The organism is Colwellia demingiae, assembly GCF_007954275.1.
GTDB lineage: Bacteria > Pseudomonadota > Gammaproteobacteria > Enterobacterales > Alteromonadaceae > Colwellia > Colwellia demingiae.
Genome location: NZ_VOLT01000006.1, coordinates 118,413 through 143,926, shown reverse-complemented (window position 1 = coordinate 143,926; position 25,514 = coordinate 118,413). Strand labels below are relative to the sequence as shown.

Annotated in this window: 17 protein-coding genes and 1 pseudogene; 9 read left to right on the top strand and 9 right to left on the bottom strand. The window is 38.4% G+C overall.

Annotation, left to right across the window (positions count from 1 at the left end):
• Positions 1-52: 52 nt before the first annotated feature.
• Entirely contained in the window at positions 53-1,384 is a 1,332-nt protein-coding gene (locus tag ESZ36_RS13200) for a GH1 family beta-glucosidase (RefSeq protein ID WP_146788771.1), read from the bottom strand.
• Between the two features lie 277 nt (positions 1,385-1,661).
• On the opposite strand from ESZ36_RS13200, the gene ESZ36_RS13195 reads away from it, so the two are divergent.
• Positions 1,662-2,930: a sugar MFS transporter gene (locus ESZ36_RS13195; protein ID WP_146788769.1), complete on the top strand. Its 1,269-nt coding sequence runs from the start codon at positions 1,662-1,664 to the stop codon at positions 2,928-2,930.
• A gap of 147 nt (positions 2,931-3,077) precedes the next feature.
• Positions 3,078-3,985 (top strand): annotated as a pseudogene (locus tag ESZ36_RS13190) (glycoside hydrolase family 3 N-terminal domain-containing protein); the annotation flags it as partial.
• Between the two features lie 364 nt (positions 3,986-4,349).
• Here the strand turns inward: ESZ36_RS13190 and ESZ36_RS13185 are convergent.
• The 4 genes from ESZ36_RS13185 to ESZ36_RS13170 form a co-directional block, all read right to left on the bottom strand.
• On the bottom strand, positions 4,350-4,877 hold the full coding sequence (locus tag ESZ36_RS13185) for a sugar phosphate isomerase/epimerase family protein (protein WP_246129096.1): 528 nt from the start codon (positions 4,875-4,877) through the stop codon (positions 4,350-4,352).
• A gap of 87 nt (positions 4,878-4,964) precedes the next feature.
• The gene (locus ESZ36_RS13180) at positions 4,965-6,449 is read right to left on the bottom strand and encodes a tryptophan halogenase family protein (RefSeq protein WP_146788767.1); all 1,485 of its coding nucleotides are present in this window, start codon (positions 6,447-6,449) and stop codon (positions 4,965-4,967) included.
• Between the two features lie 23 nt (positions 6,450-6,472).
• Positions 6,473-8,020 (bottom strand): tryptophan halogenase family protein, encoded by a 1,548-nt coding sequence (locus ESZ36_RS13175; RefSeq protein WP_146788764.1) that lies wholly within the window; start codon positions 8,018-8,020, stop codon positions 6,473-6,475.
• Positions 8,021-8,120: 100 nt separating this feature from the next.
• Positions 8,121-11,105 (bottom strand): TonB-dependent receptor, encoded by a 2,985-nt coding sequence (locus ESZ36_RS13170; protein WP_146788761.1) that lies wholly within the window; start codon positions 11,103-11,105, stop codon positions 8,121-8,123.
• 439 nt (positions 11,106-11,544) lie between these two features.
• Here ESZ36_RS13170 and ESZ36_RS13165 point away from each other — a divergent pair, with 439 nt between their 5' ends.
• The 6 genes from ESZ36_RS13165 (at position 11,545) to recR (ending at position 20,257) form a co-directional block, all read left to right on the top strand.
• Positions 11,545-12,948, top strand: coding sequence for an MFS transporter (locus tag ESZ36_RS13165; RefSeq protein ID WP_146788758.1), 1,404 nt, complete (start codon positions 11,545-11,547; stop codon positions 12,946-12,948).
• Entirely contained in the window at positions 12,941-15,349 is a 2,409-nt protein-coding gene (locus ESZ36_RS13160; RefSeq protein WP_146788754.1) for a GH36-type glycosyl hydrolase domain-containing protein, read from the top strand. The genes ESZ36_RS13165 and ESZ36_RS13160 overlap by 8 nt, the downstream gene beginning before the upstream one ends.
• A complete protein-coding gene (locus ESZ36_RS13155) occupies positions 15,346-15,903 on the top strand; it encodes a gluconokinase (protein WP_246129095.1) in 558 nt (185 codons plus the stop codon). The genes ESZ36_RS13160 and ESZ36_RS13155 overlap by 4 nt, the downstream gene beginning before the upstream one ends.
• Positions 15,887-16,645 carry a sugar-binding protein gene (locus tag ESZ36_RS13150; RefSeq protein WP_146788752.1) on the top strand — a complete coding sequence of 253 codons (759 nt, stop codon included), beginning with the start codon at positions 15,887-15,889 and terminating at the stop codon, positions 16,643-16,645. The genes ESZ36_RS13155 and ESZ36_RS13150 overlap by 17 nt, the downstream gene beginning before the upstream one ends.
• A 299-nt stretch (positions 16,646-16,944) precedes the next feature.
• Entirely contained in the window at positions 16,945-19,428 is a 2,484-nt protein-coding gene (locus ESZ36_RS13145; RefSeq protein ID WP_146789005.1) for a beta-glucosidase, read from the top strand.
• A gap of 223 nt (positions 19,429-19,651) precedes the next feature.
• Positions 19,652-20,257 (top strand): recombination mediator RecR, encoded by a 606-nt coding sequence (gene recR, locus ESZ36_RS13140; protein WP_146788749.1) that lies wholly within the window; start codon positions 19,652-19,654, stop codon positions 20,255-20,257.
• An 80-nt stretch (positions 20,258-20,337) separates the two neighbouring features.
• Here the strand turns inward: recR and ESZ36_RS13135 are convergent, their stop codons facing one another.
• The 3 genes from ESZ36_RS13135 to ESZ36_RS13125 all read right to left on the bottom strand — a co-directional run bounded on the left by ESZ36_RS13135 (position 20,338) and on the right by ESZ36_RS13125 (position 22,579).
• Positions 20,338-20,736, bottom strand: coding sequence for an SUI1 family translation initiation factor (locus ESZ36_RS13135; RefSeq protein WP_342779734.1), 399 nt, complete (start codon positions 20,734-20,736; stop codon positions 20,338-20,340).
• A 167-nt stretch (positions 20,737-20,903) separates the two neighbouring features.
• The gene (locus ESZ36_RS13130; RefSeq protein WP_146788747.1) at positions 20,904-21,830 is read right to left on the bottom strand and encodes an electron transfer flavoprotein subunit alpha/FixB family protein; all 927 of its coding nucleotides are present in this window, start codon (positions 21,828-21,830) and stop codon (positions 20,904-20,906) included.
• Positions 21,827-22,579, bottom strand: a complete 753-nt coding sequence (locus ESZ36_RS13125) for an electron transfer flavoprotein subunit beta/FixA family protein (RefSeq protein WP_146788745.1) — start codon at positions 22,577-22,579, stop codon at positions 21,827-21,829. The genes ESZ36_RS13130 and ESZ36_RS13125 overlap by 4 nt, the downstream gene beginning before the upstream one ends.
• A gap of 244 nt (positions 22,580-22,823) precedes the next feature.
• Here ESZ36_RS13125 and ESZ36_RS13120 point away from each other — a divergent pair, with 244 nt between their 5' ends.
• The gene (locus tag ESZ36_RS13120; protein WP_146788742.1) at positions 22,824-24,485 is read left to right on the top strand and encodes an electron transfer flavoprotein-ubiquinone oxidoreductase; all 1,662 of its coding nucleotides are present in this window, start codon (positions 22,824-22,826) and stop codon (positions 24,483-24,485) included.
• A 226-nt stretch (positions 24,486-24,711) separates the two neighbouring features.
• Here the strand turns inward: ESZ36_RS13120 and ESZ36_RS13115 are convergent, their stop codons facing one another.
• A complete protein-coding gene (locus ESZ36_RS13115) occupies positions 24,712-25,512 on the bottom strand; it encodes a YggN family protein (RefSeq protein ID WP_146788740.1) in 801 nt (266 codons plus the stop codon).
• Between the last annotated feature and the right edge of the window lie 2 nt (positions 25,513-25,514).

The window sequence follows — 25,514 nt, the reverse complement described above, 5'->3', positions numbered from 1 at the left end:
TCCTGTCATTTAACTGAGATGTTTAACTGAAATACTTAGCTGATACATTCAATTATCTATTCGTAATTAACGCTTTATAAGCAAGTCCGCTAGCTTTAATTGTTCTTACTTGTGTTTCATAATCGACATAAACAATGCCAAAGCGTTTCAAATAACCTTCAGCCCATTCAAAGTTGTCCATTAAACTCCAGGCAAAATAACCATCAACTTTTACACCCTGTTCAATAGCGTCATTAACGGCATTTAAGTGTTGTTGATAATAATCTACTCTATCTTGATCATTTACCACACCATCGATAATCTTATCAGCCATTGCCGCACCGTTCTCAGTGATATAAACAGGGGGAAGTCTGTATTTTTCATTAAGAGAAACTAAGAGTTCGGTAAAGGCTTTGGGATAAATTTCCCAACCAATATCTGTACGAGGTTCTGGGGGATCTATTTGTAAGAAGTGCTCATCAACATCGGCGCGATAAATCGCTCGTGTATAGAAATTGACACCTAAATAATCCATAGAATGAGCAATGATTGCCATATCCCCCTCATGAATATCAGGTTGTTGGGCAGCTGGCAGTGTCGATAAGATTTCTGGATACTTGCCATCAAACAATGGCTTTATATACCATTGATTAAAATAATCATCTGCAAAGGCTGCAGCAATTATGTCAGCTAAAGATTCCGATTCAGGATAACAAGGCGTAAAGTTAAGTACGATACCATTTAACGTATTAGGACTATTTTTAGCTAATACTTCCATTGCTAAGCCATGAGCAAGTAATAAATGGTGCGCTGCTTTTTTGCCAAATTCTTTTCCGATTATCCCCGGTGCATGAGTACCTACTTCATATCCTAAAAAGGCACTACAAAAAGGTTCATTTAGTGTTGCGTAAGCATGAACACGATGACCAAAAACCTTTGAAATTAAATTAGCGTAATTTCTGAATTCATAAGCGGTTTCTCGATTTAACCAGCCACCTTTATCTTCAAGATGCTGTGGCAAATCCCAATGATATAGTGTAACAAATGCTTTAATACGCTTGGACTTTAGCGTATCTAAAATGTTCATATAGTAAGCGACACCTTCTTGGTTTAGCTCACCTGACTCTGTTATTACGCGTGGCCATGAAATAGATAACCGATAGGCATCAACACCTATTGAATCAATTAATTCAATATCGTCTTGCCAACGATTGAAATGATCACAAGCCATTTCACCATTTGACCCATCAGCAATTGTATTTGGTGTGTCACAAAAAGTGTCCCAAATGCAGGGAAGTCTTGATGCTTTTCCACCTTCAATTTGAAATGAAGCGGTTGCTACACCGTATACAAAATCTTTTGAAAGCATTTTAGATTGAGTGGGTAGAGTCAGTTTGACAGTCATTAACTAAATACCTATTTCTTAAGCCAATTAATTTTGGCAATTATCTTTTTTTTATGTGAGCGCTTACAAAAAAGGTTGATAAATGTATCTGGATGCTCTTTAATATGGATGTAAGCGCTTACATTTAGGTTAGAGCTTTATAAGACTTAGGTCAACCATTTTCATGGTGTTTCAATTTAAATTTATTTAATGCATTGAAACATAACGTTTTATTTATATTTCATTAGTCAGTGACAAGTTAAGTAATAACAACAAAGTAATTTAAGAAGAGGGAATTATGGCAACGCATTCAAATTCAGGTACTTTTAATCAGGTGAACGATATGCCAGACAATAAAAATTTTGCATTCGCTCTAACGTCATTAACGTCGTTATTTTTTATGTGGGGGTTTATAACGTGTCTAAATGATATTTTAATTCCGCATTTGAAAGGCGTTTTTGATTTATCTTATAGTAAGGCTATGTTGGTACAATTTTGCTTTTTTGGTGCATATTTCCTTTTTTCATTACCCGCAGGAGCAATCGTGAAAAAGCTGGGTTATCAAAAAGGTATTGTTTTAGGGCTGCTCATCGCTGCTATTGGTTGCTTATTTTTCTATCCTGCTGCATCTATGCATAGTTATCCCGTTTTCTTGATGGCTTTATTTATATTGGCTAGTGGTATTACCTTACTTCAAGTATCAGCTAACCCATATGTAAGTATGTTAGGTGATGCTAAAACTGCATCATCTCGTTTGACCATGACACAAGCGTTTAACGCTTTAGGCACAACAGTAGCACCATTTTTTGGCGCCTTTCTAATTTTAAATGAAGCAGCTGATGCCCTGTCGCCCCAAACGTCAGCAGAATCAGTTCAAATGCCTTATGTTTTTCTAGCAGCTATGTTATTAGTTCTGGCTGCCGTTTTTGCTTGGTTAAAATTACCCAATTTATCCTTGGTCGAAGAAGACGCTCAAAAAGATGAACAAGAGGATAGTGGCAGTGCGTGGCAATATCGTCACTTGGTACTCGGTGCTGTTGGTATCTTCGTCTATGTTGGTGCTGAAGTTGCTATTGGTAGCTTTTTGGTCAGCTTTTTTGCCGAGCCTTCGATTGCTGGTTTAGAAGAATACCAAGCAGCAAAGTATATTGCTTATTATTGGGGAGGAGCTATGGTAGGACGTTTTATTGGTGCTGCTGTTATGCAAAAAGTTGCTGCGGGTAAAGCACTATTTTTTAACGCAACGCTCGCCGTTATATTGATTTTAGTTGCTGTATTCTCTTCAGGTACACTTGCCATGGTGGCAATTTTGCTTGTTGGTTTATGTAATTCAATTATGTTTCCGACAATTTTTAGTTTAGCCATTCAAGGCTTAGGTAAGCATACCAGTCAAGGTTCGGGTATCTTATGTTTAGCAATTGTTGGCGGTGCAATTATTCCTCTTTTTCAAGGTGTTTTAGCAGACAATATTGGTGTACAACCTGCATTTTTATTACCTATATTCTGCTATTTTTTTATTGCTTATTACGGTCTATCAGGCAGTAAAGTAAAAGCGATTGCCAACTAATAAATTGTTATCTATTTAACCTTTTGATTAAAAATTAGAAATTAAAATAAACAAGAAACAACATAATGAAAAAAAGATAAAAAATAGTCCAGGTGCCAGCATACTTTGCATGGCTATGGCATCGTTATTTGTTGGTTGGTTGGTTAGTTGGCTGGCTGTAATGGAAATAAACAAAAACAAGTAACGGACATAAAGCAGGATAAAACAGCTGGGTCATCACAAGTCTCAATAGCTTCATCTAACATTGATATCTGGCCGACACTTGATATAGCCGTTAAAACTGATGCTGATAATGAAGGAAAATAGTCTCGCTATTAAGCACAATGACGCTTGAGCAAAAAGTAGCATACATGATCCAACCCGAAATACGAGATATCACGGTTGAAGATATGCGTAAATATGGCTTTGGGTCTTATTTAAATGGCGGTGGCGCTTTTCCTAATAATGATAAACATGCCACGCCTGATGATTGGGTCAACCTAGCTGAGACCATGTATCAAACATCAATCGATGATTCTTTAGATGGTAATCGAATTTCTACTGTGTGGGGCAGAGATGCAGTGCACGGACATAAGAATGTTATTGGTGCTACTTTGTTCCTTCATAATATTGGTTTAGGGGCGATCAAGGTAATACTCTTTCATCGGAGCAAGAATTACTTGATGTACATGGCCAAGGTTATGTAGGTGGTTTAACCGCTGGCGCTCAATCTGTGATGGCTTCATTCAACAGTTGGCATGGTAAAAAATCATGGCTATAAATATTTATTAACGGATTTTTTAAAAGATAAATGGGTTTTGACGGTTTTGTTGTTGGTGACTGGAATGGTCATGGACAAATGAAAGGCTGTTCAAATGAAAGCTGTCCACAAGCGATAAATGCAGGTTTAAATATTTTTATGGTACCTATGGATACTTGGAAAATACTCTATGAAAGTACTCTTGCACAAGTTAACTGTGGTGAAATTGCACAAACGCGTATTGATGATGCCGTTAGCAGAATTTTGCGTGTTAAATTCAGAACCGGCCTTTTTTGAAAAGCCAGGTCCGTTAAATATAGACTTTACTGATGTTTATATTCGACCTAATAGCCTTGAACAAGCTAATATTTCTTGTCAATAACGCAATAAATTGTAGCTAACAAAATAAAAATTAACAGGTAGGTTTATTAAAGTTTTTCGATATATTGCTCTAATCCATTTTTAGACAAGGCAACTGCTGCTAAAGAACTCATGCCATTGGGGTATACATCTTGCTCAACAACTATCCATTTTGTCCCGCCAACATTTATATTAGCCTTTAACAGCCTCAGCCAATCAATTGTATCTCGACCAATAATAGGTTGTTTACCTTTAACTCCTTCGGGAATACATACTCTATAATGCGTGGTAAAGCTTCTATTAGGGTACTTATAAACATACTATACGGCATCTTTACCTGCATATGTTGTCCAACCTACGTCCTGTTGTAATACGACGGAATCCTTAGTATTCATGGCTAGATAGTCCCAGTAAGTAGTGCCTTTAAAGTTATCAAATTCGTGTTCATGATTATGAAAACCGGTTTTTATATTATAAGGTTCTAGCTTTGTATCAAGTTGATTGAGTAATTTTACCACCTCTTCTATACCTTGCGGATGCCAAGATCTGTCATCCAAACCAATGATCAAGGTATCAACTTGCAATTGATGATAAAAATCTACAGTTTTTTGAAAGTTGTCTTGATCCAATTGTTCAAAAGATACGTGAGCGCCGCTGGCTTTTAGGTCAATTGAATCTAAAAAGAGTTTTAATGCTTTGGCATCATTCGCATATGAGCCTAATTCACCGGCGAACTCAACACCGTCAAAACCCATGTTAGATAACGTCTTAAGTGTGCCATTAAAGTCTTGGTTAATGGCATCTTTGACAGACCAAAGTTGCACACTGAGTTTAGGTGTTTTTTTCATAGACTTCTCAACTGTGTGAGTGTTGATATTAACTAGCAAAAGCTATTAACAATACAATGCTAGTCGCTTTTACTTAAGCAGTATTTTTTAATAGTCTGATTTACAATAGCTTTGTATGAACTCTGCGTGACTAGGTAATTGTTCAACAGCATTAGTTATCGATGCTTTCAGGCTGCTCATGAAGTTCTCTAGTTCTTTATCATTCATTATTTCAGCTATTTTGTGGTATTGCGTTGGTTTAATGCCTTGGCCGAGCATTACTTGGGTCCAAGAGTCTACGCGGAAAATATCGCCATCGTCTAAAAAGACACGACCTGTATCTTTAAATAATTGCATTTTATGCACGAGGGAAGGGGGGATTTCCATATTTTTACAATGTAACCAAAAATTACTGTCTTCACGCTGAGTTGCTTTGTAATGTAGTATGATAAAGTCACGAACGGCGTTTAATTCTGAATTGAGTTTGTTATTGTATTCATCAATAGCCGATTGATGAATACCATCAAAAGGAAATAAGCGCAATAAACGGATAATTCCAGACATAATTAAATGAATACTTGTTGACTCAAGCGGCTCGATAAAACCACTTGATAAACCTAAAGCAACACAGTTTTTGTTCCAACCTTTACGACGGCGACCCGTGTTAAATTTGATGATTCGGGGTTCTGTAAGTAAATCCCCTTCAATGTTTGCTGTTAGCGTATTTATCGCTTCTTCATCTGAGCAATACTTACTACAAAAAACGAGACCATTACCGACACGGTTTTGTAATGGTATTCTCCATTGCCAGCCACTTTCACGAGCTATTGAACGTGTATAAGGTAAAGGTGCTGCAACCGCCTTGGTTTGCACTGCTACCGCCCTATCACAGGGTAACCAGTGTGACCAATCATCAAATCCAGTGTGAAGAGCTTGCTCAATTAAAAGCCCCTGAAAACCAGTACAATCTATAAAAAAATCACCTTCAACTATTTGGCCAGAAGCTAAAGTAAGCGAACTTATTTCGCCTGATTTATTGTCTTTATTGACCTGTTGAATTTTTCCTTCAACACGAGTTACGCCCAGTTTTTTACTAAATTCTTGTAAATATTGTGCGTAGCGTGTGGCATCAAGGTGATAAGCATAATTAATCGGCGTATTCTTTGATAAAGCAAACTTATTCGCTTTCGCTGCTTGCAACTCATAACAATAATCACCAAAGTCATCTTTAATACCCTTGCGAAGACCATGCAACCAAAAATGATGGAATTCACCTGCCCAACATTCTTTACCTGTGACGCCAAAGGAGTGAATGTAATGATCTCCTTGTTGTCCCCAGTTTTCAAATCCTATACCGAGTTTAAAAGTAGCATGGGTGGCTCGCATAACTTCTTGCTCATTAATACCGAGTAATTTATGGAATGTTTTTATCGGGGGTATGGTGGCTTCACCTACGCCTATTGAGGCAATCTCATCTGACTCAACTAAGGTGATATTTAAGTTCTTCCCTAGTAGTTTTGAAAAAGCTGCTGCCGCCATCCAACCAGCGGTACCACCGCCAGCAATAACAATATTTTGAATTTTATCTTTCATAATAACTACCTTTCACTGATGTTTTATTGCTTCACTTTTAACTTATCGAGTAATTCTCTATTAGAAGGTAAACCCGTAAGATATCTATCTATTTTGTTTTGTGTCTCTGCAATCGTTTTTTTCGCTAAGGGATTAGCCTCAAATTTTCTTGGGTTAGCGCGTTGCTCTGTTTTAAATCCCATACCATAGAGTACATATTGATAACTTGCTGAAGGAAATACTTCTTCATTTTGAACAAAATCATAACGGCTTGGAGGTTGATATTGCCATAGCTTTATCAGCTCCTGAAGTTCTTTACTAATGCTTTCAGGTTGTTGGTTATCTCGCCAGTATTGTGAGTCAGTGCGTTTACTTAAAATGTAATGTAATTTTAAAAAGTCGATAATACGCTGCCAGCGATAGTTAAACCTATCATTGAATCGTTTGGCGATTATATCCATATGGACACGCGTCACGGGTAACTCTTCACTGATCATGGTTGATGATAATTCAACCATGGCTAAGGCAGAAGCTTCAAGAGGCTCAAGAAATCCTGCAGACATACCGATGGCAACACAGTTTTTATGCCAAAATTTTTCTCTATGACCAGGTTCAAAAATTAATTTTTTAGGCTTGAGTAAATTAGCTTTCTCTTCGCCAACGGAATCGACTAGATATTGTCTTAATGATTTTTCAGCCTCAACATCACTCATATATTTACTAGAGTAGGTGTAACCAACACCTCGTCGTGTTTGCAAACCTATATCCCAAATCCAGCCAGCACTTTGTGCTGTTGATAACGTGGCTGAGTTTATTGGGGTTGCTTGATCAGGGTAGGGAACTTGTACAGCAAGGGCAGAATCATTAAATAAAATGTGCTGTTTATTGATAAAGCCAATATTAAAATGCTTTCCCAGCAGCAATGATGCGCTACCGGTACAATCAATAAATAAATCACCGTCTATATGGCCATGTTCTTTGGTACTTATGGCGCTAATATCACCATTGTCTGCAGAAATAATACCGTCCATATGAGCAACAATATGCTGAACATTTAATTTCGAAGTACAGTGTTTACGTAGAAGTGAGGCAAATTTCTTTGCATCAAGGTGATAGCCATAATTGGTAACGGCAGCGTAATTTGGCGTTGCCAGTTGTTTAGGTGCGAGACCTGCTTGGCAAACATGGCTTTGAATATTAACCGCATCAGCAAAAGCTTGCTCTGAATGGTTAGCTTGCCATGCGGCATGTAAATCTACGTGACCATAACCATCAGGTGTCATAAAGGGGTGATAGTAAGAGTCTCTGTCATCACCGGTTGTCCAACCTACAAACTTTGAACCCTGTTTAAATGAGGCATCACATTGTTGTAAAAACTCTTTTTCATCTATGCCAATTTTTTCTAACGTATTACGCATTGAGGGCCAAGTGCCTTCTCCAACACCGATACTGTTAACTTCAGGAGATTCAATCAAAACAACTTCTATACTACTTGCTGCATTGACACAATGTTCTGCTGCGAGGCTTCCGGCGGTAATCCAACCAGCAGACCCTCCACCAACAATAACAATTTTTTTAATAGCTTTGTCCATGTTAGCTCCTGCCTGATAGTAAAATCATTATAAAGTGTCATGCAATAAATGCCGTGCAAGTGCACGGCATTTATAAGCATAGTCTACTCTCTACTTTGAATTAGAAAGTATAACGACCACCTAAAGCATATCGTGCTTCTTGCTCTGATAAATTCCACAATTGTGCTGTGGTACGACCGTGAGTTCGAGTATCTTCACCGGTAATATTAATACCTTCGAAGAAGACAGATAGCTCTTCAGTAACTTGATAAGCAACATTAAAGTCAACCTGTGCGTATTCTTCTGTATAACCAGGCTCATTTATATATTGGGCTTGTGTATTTAAGAACTTGTCACGCCAGTTATAAGCAATACGTGCTTGGAAGTCATCATTTTCATACATTAGTATTAGGTTAGCTGTATCACTTAAACCAACAAGGGCAAACTGAGTTACCGATGGATCACCGTTGTTATCAAAGCCTACATCACCATTAACAGTGGTGTAGTTTGCTTGAAAACCAAAACCTGTTTCGCCAAAGAAATGCTGAACAGCAAATTCAAAACCATCGATTTTAGCTTCTTTATTGTTTACAAACTTAGTTACCGTAAAGTCCATTAAGGGATCTTCACCGTTAGGTAAAACATCATATTGAACTTCAAAATCTTCAGCTGGCATCGAATAGAAATCAACATTATTTTCGGTTGCAGCAACCATAGCAAATAAGTTGGTATCAGTTATTTCTTCACCTAATGCAGTTAACGCTAAAGCGGCCGCTTGAGCACGAGGGCCTGCAGTTGCATCACGTAAACCGTATACATTTTCTTCAACAGGTTGACGACCAGCGAAGTTATTAACACGCTTTTCATAATAACCAATCGATACATAACTCGTCTCTGCAAAGTACCATTCAGCAGATAAATCGATATTATTTGACTCTAATGGTAATAAACCAGGGTTACCATTAGAAGCCGTACCTAGTTGAACACCTGGCAAGCTAGTTGGGCCGGTCGGTCCGCTAACATCAGAAGCGGCAGCACTTAATTGATCATAAGTAGGTCGAGCAATAGTTTTACTGAAAGAGAACCGCGCTACAACATTATCAACAACTTCTATGTCAAAATCAAAACTTGGTAATGCATGGTCATAATTTGCATCGGCAGAGAAGTCTTGCATTCCATTACCGAAACGTACGTTAAAGTCATTATTACCTTCCCATGCAACCGCATTAGGTAGTGCGACATTAGCTGAAGAAGTGACGTCAGTACTTTCAAGGCGTAAACCAGCAGAAATGTTATATGGACGACCGCCTAACTCACCTGAAAGGTCAAGTTGAAAAAATGCAGCGGTAATATCTTCTTTAATTGTACGGTTAGTTGCAGATGCCCCATTGGCTACAAAGTCAAAGCCATATTGACCAGCAGCCCAAGCACCAATTTGTGAAGCACTACCGGTGAAACCTTGATTGAAGGCACCATTTTTATCAAAATCATTAATTTCTTTGGTGAAGTTAACTGGAGTTAAGAAACCAGCAGGTAATTCGCCTGGGTTTTCAACACCCCAGTTACCCATAGTATGCCGTGTTAAGCTTTGTACAGAATGACTCTCCATAGAACGAGACTCAATACCAAATTCGATACTGCCTTCCTCAAACTCATAAGCACCAATTAGGCGAAATTCATCAATATCAGTTTTTTGAGATGCATAGTTCATATCAAGAATTGATGTACCCACATCATCTTGATCAAGTATCCCGTTACAATTTAAACCTCTTCTTGGGTCACAATCATCAAAGTCGACTCGCATAGTTGGGTAGTCATTACTAAAATCTACACCTTGACCAGCAGAAATGTTTGCGCCTAAACCTGCATTAACCCAACTACCATATTCTGCATCAGGAGAACTATCAGCTGTTGAGCTATGTCCATCAAAAGTGATGTTGAAATAGTCATTAACGTCGTAGCTAATGTTCAGACCAATTGAATCATTTTCATTTACTTGGTTTAGCTCTTGTTGCGCTAAGCCTAAATCACGTGGGGGTTGAGCACCTCGATCTTCATTATAATCGATTGGAGTGGTTGTCGTTTCATCGTCAAAACCTAAACTAGATTTGTACGTGTCCATCCAGATAGATTGTTCAGCGCGTGCCTGAAAAGTATCCTGTTTTGAATAGGTGTAATCAAGCGTTGCAGTTAAAGATTCGACAGGTCTGAACTGTAAGGTAAGTTGAGCATTAGTACGCTCACGTTCTTGGTCGGTAATAAAGTAGCGTAAATCTGATGGCATTGAATAAAGTTGACCAATATCAGGTGCATTGTTTAATTGAATATCATCAGCTGCTTGTGGGATTGTGCCATCGAAGGCACCGGTTCGCCATTGATTAACAAATGCACCAGAGGTAGAACTATGTCGTTCTTGTGTATTAACTGTTAATGAGGCGCCAAACATCTCATCATCATCAGTCCAGCTGAATAAACCGGATAACTCAGGTGTAACATCATCACCTACACGGTTACTTGTATCCATGAGAGCTTTTGCACCAACACTAACATGCATGCCCGGGTTATCTAAGGGTTTGCCTGTTACTATGTCAATAACTGCGCCAATACCACCAGTAGCTATGTTAGCTTTACCTGTTTTATAGACAGAAACAGATTTAACAGCATCAGATGCTAAATTTGAGAATTCAAAGGCTCGTGAATTTGCGACACCACCACCAGCAGGTAAGCCAGATGCTGGCATTGTACGGCCATTGAGGGTAACCATATTAAAGTCGGGACCAAAACCACGTACGGTTACTTTACTACCTTCACCATTAGTACGATCAATTGATACACCCGTAATGCGTTGTAAAGATTCTGCTAAATTGGTATCAGGAAATTTACCAATATCCTCAGCTGAGATAGCATCAACGACACCAGAAGCATCACGCTTAATTCTTGTCGATTCTTTAATACTTGAAAGCATGCCAGTTACGGCAATGATTTCAATTTCATCACTGTCTTTCAAGCTTGCTTCTTCTGCTGATATTGCTGGCAGTGCTGTTACTCCAAGTATCAGTGATAAACTTGTCGCTATTCTTGTCTTAGTGAATATTTTCTTACTCATGTTACATCCCCAGTCGAGTGGACCATATTATATTATAATTATGTGTTGGTGTAAGCGCTTACATAATGATACAAAAAAATAAAACAAACCAGTATTTTTTAACAAGTTACAAATTAAAGTAAAATGTAAGCGCTTACATAAAGGTAAGTTAATAATAAAAATTGGTCAATAAATATTTAAATTTAAATTAAAGTTTATACACTAAACGAAGGTTTTACATACAATTGCATTTTTAATTTTTTTATATTAAAACTGTTATTAAACAAATCCTTATTGATTACTTTTTATCTTTAGACAAAATTCACATTGAAAAAGTTATAAATAACAGTATATTTGTAAGCGCTTACATTTAATTGTGAAATGGTTAAAAACTAAATGTAATACCTTTTTTGTGACTTAAAGAATCAATGTGAATTTTTCCAATAACAGCGAACCTATAATGATAAAAAAAATAAAACAGCATCAACTTAACTTAGGCGAGAAAATGGGTTACGCCTGTGGTGATATCGCCTCAAATTTTTATTGGCGGGTCTTTGATGTATTTCTGTTTATCTTTTATACCGATGTATTCGGCCTTTCTCCAGCTGCTGTCGGTACTATGATGCTGGTTACTCGGCTTATAGATGCTTTCTCTGATCCACTGATGGGGGCAATAGCTGATCGCACTAAAACAAAATTTGGTAAATTCAGACCTTACTTACTTTGGGGTATTATCCATATGGTGGCCGCAGGCGTACTTACTTTCACCGTACCCGATGTCAGTGATGGTAATAAGTTAATTTGGGCTTACGGCACTTACATCTTTATGATGTTGGCTTACACCTTCATTAATGTGCCCTATGGCGCTTTACTTGGTGTTATCACCCCTGATAGCCAACAAAGAACTACGTTAACAAGCTTTCGTTTTATTGGTGCGTTTTCAGGAGGAAGTCTCGTTGCTTATATGACGCCTGAATTGGTCAATTATTTGGGGCAGGGCAATGAAGCCTTAGGTTGGCAGTATACTATGTTGGTTTATGGTTTAATTGCAGCGGTACTTTTTGTAATTACCTTCTTATCCACTACTGAGCGTGTTTCCCCGCCGGCAGAGCAAAAAACACCGGTATTGCAGGATTTAAAAGACTTAACGCAGAATAAACCTTGGAAAGTCTTGTTTGTTTTAGCCCTTATTATCATGATGACCATTTCATTAAGAGGTAGCACGGGCACTTTTTATTTTAAATATTACGTTGAACGTCCTGACTTAATTGGCAGCTTTGCCATGGCTTATATGATTGCGTTAGCCATTGGTGCAGCATCTACGCCCCTATTAACCAAGTTTGTTGATAAACGTCGCTTGTTGATGATCTTGATGACTATTGTTGCGCTACTTTCGATCATTTTCTATTTTGTACCAAACGACAGTATTACCTTGATGTACGTTTTACAAATAATGATTGGTTTAGCATTGGGACCAAAATCACCGTTAGTTTTTTCTATGTATGCCGATACGGCGGATTACTCGCAGTGGCGAACAGGAAGACGGGCAACCGCGATGATTTTTTCAGCGGCAGCATTTGCTCAAAAGCTTGGCGGTGCCTTGGCTGGGGCTATGATTGGTTGGTTACTCGCCTCTATGGGGTATGTGGCTAATCAAGTACAAACGGGTGTCTCCCAAGAGGGAATTGTGTTGTTGATGACTTTGATCCCGGCAATTTTTGCTGCTATTGCCGTACCGTTAATCTACTTTTATCCGTTAGGTGATCAACAATTAGAAAAAATTCAGCAGGAATTATTAGGTCAACAAGAAAAGTCTAATATTGATGATGCTCAGCCAGTTACAACAGGAGCTGTTAATGTCTAAATTACCTTTATTCAGTATCGACACAGCAGTTGATGGCTTGAGTAAAATAAAGCTTACCAGCCCAACCAAATTGCCGAATGCAACCGGGTTTTTATGGAACCGCGCCATGGTTATGCAAGTGAATTGTCGGGGTTATGTTAATTCACAGTTTATGCAGCCAGAGCCCGCTAAATACTCTTACGCGCCGAATATGGAAGCCAAAAGTTTTATTCAACCAGAGCATAGTTATTTCAGCCATCATCCGGGGCGATTTTTTTATCTTAAAGATGAAGACAGTGGTGAGATCATTTCACTACCTTACGAGCCGATGCGCGTTCAACTTGACAAGTTTTCATTTGAGTTAGGCAATAGTGATATTACTTGGTCAATTGAACACCGTGGTTTGAAGATAACCATTAAAGTTAATTTAACTGAGGATGATTTAGTTGAATGCTGGTTTTTTTCGGTAACCAATTTAACGGATACCGTGAAAAATATTAGTCTATACCCGTATTTCTCTATTGGTTATATGTCGTGGATGAATCAATCGGCTTGTTATAACGAAGCATTAAATGCCATTGTTGCTGATTCTGTGACGCCCTACCAAAAAGTGGCGGATTACTTTACTAATAAGCAGTTAAAAGACAAAACCTTCTTTTTGAGTGATACCCCACCCACGGCGTGGCATGCCAACCAAAAAGACTTTGAAGGTGAAGGTGGCCTGCATCAACCGAGTGCATTACAAGCCGAGCTATTAGAAAATGTTGAAGCGCGTTATGAAACACCTGTTGCGGTTATGCAGTTTCAACAGTCGTTAATGCCAAGTGAACAGAAAAATTATCAATTTCTATTTGGTCCGGCAAAAGATGAGTTAGAGATAGCTGAAATTAAAGAAAAGTATCTTGGCCATCAGCAACGAAACAAAGCGGAACAATCTTATAGAGATTACATAGCACAAGGAAAAGCGTGTTTAACCATTAACAGTGGTAATGTCAGTTTTGATGATTTTTTTAATCACTGGTTACCAAGACAGATGTTTTATCATGGTGACGTGAATCGGTTAAGCACAGACCCTCAAACGAGAAACTATATTCAAGATAATATGGGCATGGCTTTTATTAATCCAGAGCGGACTCGTCAGGCCTATATCTTAGCTGTTTCTCAGCAAACCATTAACGGTGCTATGCCTGAAGGGGTTTTGTTACATGCGCAAGCTGAGCTTAAATATATTAATCAAGTCCCTCACGCTGATCATGGTGTTTGGTTGCCCATATGCCTGTCAGTTTATTTAAATGAAACGGCTGATGTCAGTTTACTCAGTGAAATGATTGCTTTTGCAGATTCAGCCCAAAAACAATCTTTTACCCGCCATATAGAGTTAGCATTGGATTACCTCATTAATGCCACCGATCATCGAGGTTTGAGTTTTATTGAACAAGGCGATTGGTGCGATCCGATGAATATGGTGGGATACAAAGGCAAAGGTGTTTCTACTTGGTTATCTTTAGCAACAGCATATGCCTTAACCACTTGGTGCGATATCTATGAAGAATACGACATAGGTATTAACCGACAAAAATATGATGAATATCGATTCGCAGCCAAAGCCATTAATAACGCAGTAAACGAATACTTATGGCATGGACAGTGGTTCGCTCGTGGTATTACCGATGACGGCCGTGTTTTTGGTACTGATAAAGAGTCTGAGGGGAAAATATTCATTAACCCTCAAAGTTGGGCCATGCTCAGTGGTGCAGCAAACGATCATCAGAAAATTGAAATGATTACTGCCATCACTAAGCAGTTAATTACACCGCAAGGAGTTATGATGCTGGCGCCAAGTTATACCAGTATGGTGGAAGATATTGGTCGAATTACGCAAAAACATCCAGGGGTGTCTGAAAATGGCTCAGTTTATAATCACGCGGCAATATTTTATATTTTCGCGCTTTATCAAGCAGGGCAAAATAATTTAGCTTTTGAGTTACTGAGTAAAATGTTGCCGTCGCTTGAGAATGCTGAAGTAACAGGGCAGTTACCTATCTATGTACCCAATTATTATCGCGGGGCTTATCATCAATTCCCAAAAAAAGCAGGTCGCTCAAGTCATTTATTTAATACCGGTACCACTTCTTGGTTATATCGTTGTTTAGTGGAAGAGTTGTGTGGGTTAAAAGGTTGTGCTCGCGGTTTACACGTAGCGCCTAAAATGCCAGCAACCTTGCCATACTTATCTGGTCAGCGACTCTTTAGGGGAGCGATGGTGAATTTTGATATTGAGCAAACCAGCGATATTACTGTCATGGAAGTCTTACTCGATAAGCAGGTCATCGCTGGCAATGTATTAACTGACTTAAAGACAGGGCAACACTATCAGTTACAAGTGAGGGTTCCAATGACAAGTGAGGATAACGTTAAATGACAAAATCATCACAGCCGTTGCCTAATTTGTTTATTGTTATGGGCGTTAGCGGTACGGGAAAATCAAGCTTAGCCAAACAAATGGCCGACAAAATTTCATTGGTTTTTATTGATGCGGATGATTTTCACAGTGCTGAAGCCAAAAAACATATGGCAGAAAATAAACCGTTGACTGACGACATGAGAAAACCTTGGTTAGACGCTATTATAAAGCATTTAAATTTACTGTCTCAACAAGGTAAATCGGTAACACTTGCTTATTCCGGCTTAAAATCAGCACATCGACAACTATTTAGAGAGCTTCCTTTTTATTGTCATTTTTTCTACCTAAATGGCAACAAAGAATTAATTACCAAGCGAATTATGCAACGTGAAAATCATTTCTTTTCACCTACTTTACTTGATAGCCAATTTGAAGCAATGGACCCCCCCTTACTCATAGAGCCAGATGTTAGCGCTATTAATATAGAACGACCTTTTATTTTAGTTGCTGATGAAATAAATAAACTTACTCAACAAATTATGAGGAAAAATAATAATGCCCAAGTATGCTGACTATTTTAAATTTATCATCACATTATTAATGGCAGTTTCAATGAATTGCTTTGCCCTTGAAGCGCTAAAATCACCAGAAAAAATGCGAATAGACGGCTTAGTAAATGAGGTTAGCTGGCAATTAGCTAAATGGCAGCCAATCAATAGTCTAATTTTAGGTGATAAACCAAGCGCGGACGATTTTTCTGGACAATTTAAAGTTATGTGGGACGAGCAACAGCTCTATTTATTGGTAGAAATTACCGATGACGTTTTATTCGATCAACATGCAGATCCGCGCCATCTTTATTGGGATGATGACTGTTTAGAAATTTTCCTTGATGAAGATGCCTCGGGTGGTAACCATCAATTTAATTTTAATGCTTTTGCCTATCATGTCGCCCTCGATAATCAAGCAGTAGATATTGGTGAGAAGAACGTAGATGGTTCAGATAACTTTGTTTTATTAAATGATCATATTACTAGTGTATGGCGGCGCAGTGAAAAATCGCCCAATAAAGTGATTTGGGAAGTATCTGTTCGGGTTTATGACGATAATTTTACTCTGGCTATGAAAAATCCAGTTGCAGTGACATTATTTGAGGGTAAAAAATTGGGTTTCATGCTGGCTTACTGCGATAACGATGGCAGTAAGGAACGTGAACATTTTATCGGTTCAACGGATATCAAAGCAGTCAATGGTAGTAAAAACTTAGGTTATATTACCGCCGATGTTTTTCAAAAGCTGCGCCTAATAAGGTAATTAAATTTCTTACCAAAATATCTACCGATATTATGGCAACAACAAGATAGAGACGCTTACATTTAATTGTGTGCCCAAAATCAACAAGTTTAAAAGGTTAGTTAATGAACGATACATTTACGAAAAATAAATTGAAAAACAAGTGGCAAAATAAGTTACAAAATACTCTGTTGGTTTCTGTAATACTGACTCTTAGTATTGGGCTTACTGCTTGTGTTAATGACAATAAAACCTTAATTACAAAACAAGGTGTTGCAGCGACTGAGGGTCGTCTAGCGACAGTAGAGCAAGATGTGGAAATGCTCCTGTCAAAAATGACTCTGCCAGAAAAAGTATCTTTGGCGCATGCCAGTGGTAAATTCCATGTAAACGCTATTGAGCGTGTCGGCATTCCTGAAATGTGGTTGTCTGATGGTCCTCATGGGGTGCGTCATCAAATTGAGCGTCATACTTGGGCATCGGCTGGTTGGACAGATGACCATGCGACTTATTTACCTCACCTTACCTCAGTTGCGGCCAGTTGGAATGTTGAAATGGCTCGCTTACACGGTCAAGTCTTAGGCGCTGAAGCACGCGATAGAAAAAAAGACTTTATTCTAGGTCCAGGCGTTAATTTAGCGCGTTTACCTTTATATGGCAGAAATTTTGAGTATATGGGGGAAGATCCAATCTTAGCGGCAAAGTTGGTAGTACCGCAGATTAAAGCTATTCAAGCAAATGATGTGGCCGCTACTGTTAAACATTATGCGTTAAACACGCAGGAGTTAAATAGAATCGGCGTCAATGCTAAGCCCGATGAACGTACCTTAAGAGAAGTATATTTACCTGCCTTTGAAGCCGCGGTTAAAGAGGGCGGGGTGCTTGGCATGATGGGATCATATAATCAATACTATGGTACTAATGCTAATCAGAGTAAGCATTTAGTGATGGATATTTTAAAAGGCGAATGGGGATATCAAGGGGTATTACTTACTGACTGGCATGTTGATATTAATACTTATGATGCTGCAGTTAACGGTTTAGATTTAGAAATGGGTACAGATGTTGCTGATTATCAAGATTACTTTTTGGCAAAGCCTTTTTTAGCAATGATCCAAGCAGGAAAAATTCCTGAATCAGTGGCAGATGAGAAGGCTAGACGTATTTTAAGAGTGCAACATAGTATAGGTATGTATGACGAAAATCGTTCACCAGGGTCAAGAAATACTCAAGCGCATCAAGCTGCGGCACGTAAGATTGCTACCGAAGGTGTGGTGTTATTAAAAAATGATATTGTCGGCTCTAAACCGGTATTACCGTTAGATAAAAAACGAGTCAAAAATATTTTAGTTCTTGGCCCTAATGCAGATAAAAAACATGGTACAGGTGGCGGTTCATCAGAAGTTAAATCTTTGTATGAAATCACACCACTACAAGGTTTAAAAGCAAAGTTTGGTGAGAATGTAAATATTACCGTGATGAGAGCACGTAGTAGTGAATTGTCTGCAATTGCCAGTGATTATGTTAATAGTCGTCATTGGACGGGTACACCAGCATGGAATATAGCTTACTTTAATGAATCAGCAAGGGTGAATTTACAGGAACAATCTTGGATAGTTGATTCTAAGTTTACAGCCAAAGACTCAGCCAACACTCAGTTCATTACGATGACGGCAACAATCAAACCTTTAACGACAGGCTCACATCAATTGAATGTTGAAACATTAGGTGATTTTCAATTAAAAATAAATGACCAAATTGTCATTACTCATCAAGTTGATGATGTCGAAACTGCTAATTCAACTAATTCAACTAATTCAAGTGATGTGAGTAAAGTTACAGCATTAAGTTATGAAATTGAATTAACGGCGGGTGAAAGCTACTCGTTTGAAATTGAATATGATGGCAGCGAACATTTCACTTTAGGTTGGAATGCGCCAGGTGAATTGTTCAGTAGTGAGGCCGAGTATATCGCCGCAGCTAAAGCCGCAGATGTTGTGATCTATTTTGGTGGTTTGAGTCACGGTGACGACAGAGAGTCAATCGATCGAGTGGATATGAAATTGCCTAACTCGCAAGATGAAATTATTAGTAAGTTGATTGCAGCCAATGAAAAAACAGTAGTGTTTCTTGTCGCTGGCTCAGCTGTTGAAATGCCTTGGGTAAAGCAAGCCAAGGCGATTGTTTGGGGTTGGTACGGAGGGATGGAAGCGGGCCATGCGTTTGCAGATATCTTAACAGGTGATGTTAACCCGAGTGGAAAAATGCCGATTACCTTACCGGCTCATCTGGAAGACACCGCCCCCATTGCTCTTAATGATTATAACGCCAAAGAAAGTTTATATAGTGAAGGAGTCTTTATTGGCTATCGCTGGTTTGAACAACAACATATCAAACCAACCTTTACCTTTGGTCATGGTCTTTCATATACCCAGTTTTCGTTAACTGACATTAACCTATCCGCATCAACGATAACTGCTGATGAAGGTATTACTGTGACCGTGGAGGTTAAAAATACGGGTGTTGTCGCTGGTGCTGAGGTTGTGCAGTTATACCTACATGATAAAAAGGCCAGTGTTTCAAGGCCGATGAAAGAGCTAAAAGGGTTTGCCAAAGTTTATTTAGCGCCAGGAGAAAGTAAGCAAGTTAGTATTTTCTTGAATAAACGTGACTTATCTTTTTGGGACGTTAACATCAATGACTGGTTGGCTGAGGCAGGGGAATTTGAAGTACTGCTGGGAACTTCACTTGATAATATTCGCCAAAAAGCTAGTTTCACTTACCAAAATAAATACGAGCAATAGTTACTGGTGTTATACCAAATGGATTCATGGTTGCTAAAGACTGGACTAGCTAAGTTATAGCTAGTCATTGAACGACGTATATATATTTCAAGAAGTCACTACTATTTACCGGTTAAGTTGATTAAAATTAGCTATTAAATAGTGGTGAATCATTAATTATTGTTTGTGTTTGCGAATAACTTTTCAGGTTCACGTATTAAAATATAAAATTAAATGGTTAGTTATGAAATTTAGTCCACTGGTTCAAGAGTTAATTGATTCATTAAAGTGTTTACCTGGCGTTGGCGCAAAATCAGCGCAACGCATGGCATTTCAGTTACTTGAACGTAATCGTCGTGGCGGTAGTAAACTTGCTAATACCTTAGCGAAAGCCATGACTGATATTGGTCATTGTCAGCAGTGCCGAAATTTTACCGAAGAAGCATTATGTGAAATCTGCCAAAGCCCAAAACGTCAACTTTCAACTACCTTGTGTATTGTGGAAACGCCAGGTGATGTTATTGCCATTGAACAAACGGGCGAGTTTTTTGGCAAGTACTTTGTCTTGATGGGGCATTTATCTCCTATTGATGGCATAGGGCCAGATGATTTAGGCCTAGATATTTTAGCTAAGCAATTTTCTACAGGTCAATTTAGTGAGGTTATTTTAGCAACTAATCCGACAGTGGAAGGTGAGGCGACAGCACATTTTATTGCTGAATTGGCTCAGCAGCATCAAGTTAATATCTCTAGAATAGCCCACGGTGTCCCTGTCGGTGGGGAATTAGAATATGTAGATGGCAATACACTATCGCATGCCTTATCTGGCAGAAAAAGCTACCAGATTTAGTGCAGGTCTAACTCATACCGGCACTATATAACTCATATATAGCTATCTATGTATTAAAGTGGTTTAAGTTGAGGAAAGCGTTAACCGCCGGTAAACTTAACTTTAAAACCGGCCTTTTCGAGTACTTGCTGTATAACGTCGCGTTTGTCGCCTTGAACCTCGATGGTTTCATCAACGACGGAGCCACCGCTGCCGCAAGTTTTTTTAAGTTTTTTTGCTAACTCTTTTAATGCTTTATTATCTAGCCCTAAGCCACTGATAACAATAACGCCTTTGCCTTTTCGGCCCTTAGTTTCGCGCCTTACTCTGGCAAAACCATCACTTGGCGTAATATTTTTTTCTTTTTGTTGGTTGATACGGCCTGATTCTGTTGAGTAGACTAATGAGTCATCACTCGCGGGTGTAGGCTTATCTTGCTCTATTGGTGCTTTACCAAATGCAGCAGCTAAATCACTTAAACTCGATAAATTATTTTTCATAAATCACTCAATATTCTTAAATATCACTATTAACTAAACCTGCTTCACAAATTTTAGACAAAATAAAACCACGTCTTATTTCCATAAGCGTGGTTTTATTATATCAATATTACTTTGTGCTTAGTACTGTTTAAAGGACTGCTTGAAAGTAATGACTAATGTTTGAGTTATAACTTGCTTTCTAACTCTGGTAACGCATCAAATAAGTCAGCAACAATACCATAATCAGCGACTTGAAAGATTGGCGCTTCAGGATCTTTGTTGATAGCAACAATAACTTTTGAGTCTTTCATACCAGCTAAATGCTGAATAGCACCACTAATACCTACCGCAATATATAAGTCTGGTGCAACAATTTTACCTGTTTGACCAACTTGCATATCATTAGGAACAAAGCCTGCATCAACCGCAGCACGTGATGCACCAATTGCTGCGCCTAATTTGTCAGCAATACCGTCAAGTAATTTAAAGTTATCGCCATTTTGCATGCCACGACCACCAGAAATAATAACGCCTGCTGCGCCTAAGTCAGGTCGCGCAGATACAGTTAACTCGTCGCTTACATGGCTTGATATACCAGCATCAGTTACAGTATCAAGGTTAATTACTTCAGCAGTACCATCTGTCGCAACGGCATCAAAGCCAGTAGTACGAACAGTGATAACCTTCTTGTTATCTAAGCTTTGTACTGTCGCAATAGCGTTACCGGCATAGATAGGTCGAACAAAAGTATCACTACTTTCAACGTCAATAATGTCAGAAATTTGAGACACATCTAATAAGGCAGCAACTCTAGGCATAAAGTTTTTACCGGTAGTTAGCGCAGTTGCTAAGATATGTTCATAGTCAGCTGCTAATTCAGTGACTAATAAACTAATATTTTCAGCAAGCTGATGTTCATAAACGGCATTGTCACAAACTAATACTTTGCTTACGCCATTTACTTTTGAGGCAGCTTCAACAGCATTTTGACAATTAAAACCAGCAACGAGTAATGTTATATCACCACCAATTTTTTGCGCGGCGCCAACTGTTTTTAACGTCTCAGTTTTTAACGAGCTGTTATCGTGTTCAGCAATTACTAAAATACTCATGAGATCACCTTGGCTTCATTTTTTAATTTTTCAACTAATTCATCAATGCTTTCTACCACAATACCAGCTTGACGCTGTGCAGGTGGAGTAACTTTTAATAATTTAGTACGAGCTGTTAAATCAATGCCAAAATCTGCTGCAGGTTTCACTGCTAATGGTTTACGTTTAGCTTTCATAATATTAGGTAATGAAGCGTAACGAGGTTCATTTAAACGTAAATCTGTGGTCACAATAGCGGGTAAATTAAGCGCAACAGTTTGTAAACCGCCATCTACTTCACGGGTAACATTAACTTTTTCGCCTTCAACTTTTACAACTGAAGCAAATGTGCCTTGTGGCATACCTGTTAAAGCAGCAAGCATTTGACCTGTTTGGTTATTATCACTATCAATAGATTGCTTACCTAAAATTACAAGTTGCGGTTGCTCTTCTTCAACAACTTTTTGTAGTAATTTAGCAATATTTAGTGCGTCTAAGCTTTCATCAGTTTCAATTTGTATGGCGCGATCTTCACCTAAAGCTAATGCAGTACGCAATTGCTCTTGGCAAGATTTATCACCGACAGAAATTGCAATTACCTCTGTTGCTATACCCGCTTCTTTTAAACGAACAGCTTCTTCAACGGCAATTTCACAAAAGGGGTTTATAGCCATTTTTGTATTGGCAAGATCTACATTTGATTGATCGGGTTTTACCCGAACTTTGACGTTATAGTCAATAACACGTTTTATCGGAACTAATACTTTCATCGTAGCCTCTGAAAAGTTTTGTTAATTTAAAAAATAAATAATAGTTAAAAGATACTCTTGCTTTACGTCAACGTCAACGTAAACTTGGTTAAAACTTTTAAACTAAGATACAATCTAACGAAATGCTTGTAACAGTGTCTTGCTTGGACATCTGTTATAAGATACTATCAAACACTTGTTTGAATATCAAACGCATGTTTTAATTTTAGCGAAAAATATAAATATAATAATACTTGGAGATCTTATGGAACGCGAATCGATGGAATTCGACGTAGTTATTGTCGGCGCTGGCCCTGCAGGTTTATCGACTGCTTGTAGGTTAATGCAATTAGCACAAGAAAAACAGCAAGAATTAATGGTTTGTGTTGTTGAAAAGGGATCTGAAGTTGGAGCCCACATTCTTTCTGGTGCTGTGTTTGAACCAAGATCTTTAAATGAATTATTTCCTGATTGGCAAGAGCGAAATGCACCATTAACGACCAAAGTTACCGGTGATGATATTTATCTATTGAATAATGAAAATTCAGGTATAAAATTACCTAACTTTGCTGTGCCTAAAACTATGCACAATGACGGTAATTACATTGTTAGTATGGGCAATGTTTGCCGTTGGTTAGCTGAACAAGCTGAACAGTTGGGTGTTGAAATTTTCCCTGGATTCCCTGCGCAAAGTGTTATTTATAATGACGATGGTAGCGTAGGCGGTGTTATCACTGGCGACATGGGCTTAGATGCTGAAGGTAAAGAAAAAGATTCATTTATGCCGGGTATGGAATTACGCGCTAAATACACTGTTTTTGCTGAAGGCTGTCGAGGTCATTTAGGTAAAGAGTTAATCGAAAAATTTAATCTTGATGAGCAAAGTTCTCCACAACATTATGGTTTAGGTTTTAAAGAAATTTGGGATATTGACCCAGCAAAACATCAAGAAGGTCTAGTGGTACATACTGCAGGCTGGCCATTAAATAAAGATACTAATGGTGGTGGTTACCTTTATCATGCAGAAAACAACCAAGTGTTTGTTGGTTTAATTATCGATTTAAATTATAGCAACCCACACTTAAGTCCTTTTGATGAATTTCAACGTTATAAACATCATCCTAAGATTAGCCAGTACCTTGAAGGTGGTAAACGTGTTTCCTATGGCGCTCGAGCTATGGCAAAAGGCGGTTTTAATTCTTTACCTAAAATGACGATGCCAGGTGCATTATTAGTAGGTTGTGATGCTGGTACCATTAACTTTGCGAAAATTAAAGGTAATCACACCGCGATGAAGTCTGGCATGATTGCCGCTGAAGCGATTGCTCAAGCATTGATTGTTGGAGACGCTATCGCAGAGGAAGGTAAGCAAGACTTAACCCAGTTTACGCAACTTTATAAAGACTCTTGGTTATATGAAGAGTTATACAATACCCGTAACTTCGGTCCAGCTATGCATAAGTTTGGTACCATGTTGGGCGGCGCTTACAATACTTTAGATCAAAACTTTTTTGCTGGTAAATTACCGTTTAACTTTAAAGATGATAGCGTAGATTATGCTCAATTAAAGCCGGCAGCTGATATGCCAGTTATTAATTACGATAAACCAGACAATAAATTAAGCTTTGATAAACTCTCTTCAGTATTTTTATCAAATACTAACCATGAAGAAGAGCAGCCTTGTCATTTAAAACTTAAAGATGCAGATATTCCAATTAGAGTGAATTTAACTAAGTATAATGAGCCTGCACAGCTTTACTGTCCTGCTGGTGTGTATGAGGTTGAAAAAACTGAGCAAGGCGACAAGTTTGTCATCAATGCTCAAAACTGTATTCACTGTAAAACGTGTGATATTAAAGATCCTAGTCAGAATATTACTTGGGTTACGCCTGAAGGCACTGGTGGGCCAAACTACCCTAATATGTAATATGCGCTAATCAACTGATTCTCATCTTTAAAGCCCAATATACGCGACTAAGTATCTTGGGCTTTTTGCTGTTTAGGATTTGATAAATCTGAGTTGCTATAATTCAGAAGTTATAACTCAGAAGCTATAATCGCTATAAAATAAAGCAACCTGCGCAAGGGAGTACTTACTTATACAGGTTGTTATGAGTTCTAATGTGTCGATGTGAGGGGATAAATATATCGTGCTAGTTCGATGATTCGATTAGGTTATAATCTTTTAATGCTGGTATGGCTTGGTGAAGCTTTGTTTCTAGTTGATCTAGGTAAGTCAGTTGTTGACAAAAATTTGCTGCTTTTTCATCTAATGCTTTAGCTCTTTCCGCCACTTCTAGCTCCAAACCTTTACTGAGTGTTGTTAATCGTTTATCAAAAGTGGTTATACGTGTTTCACCATCGTCTTCACTGCTATTATCATTGGCTAAAATTGATTGGCCAACAGCTTCTAATATCGTACCGATAGAGGTTGAAATCATCGCTTCAATTTCTTGTTCGAATTCTCCGGTAAACATTTCATCCAAGTTATTTAAGTCTTGTGGGGCGATATAATAATTATTAGCACTTTGATTAAAGCGCGCGCGAATTCGCCACTTTAGTTCTTCAAACTTAGCCTGTACTTTTTGCTGTGAAGCGCTATTTTCACCGGTTAGACCGGCAACTACTTCGTTAACTGCTTTTAACCCGATATCAACGCCTTCAATAGCAATAGAGACAATTTCAGGTACTTGCTCACGAATACCAACACTAAAGCTAGTCAGCAATTGTTGTTGCTCGTTAGATAGAGGTATTTCTCTACCTTTAATGAAAAGTTGTGTGGCATTATTTATTTGTACTTGGGTTTTAGCTTTATCGACAATCCTAATGTGTTTAGGGTCAATAATGACCCCATAATTAAGGTTAATAGAGCATTGTTGAGCATATGCTTGCTGGTAAAAAGGCATAAGCGTTAGAACAAAGAAGCTGGATTTAAGTACAGATTTGATAGCCATGG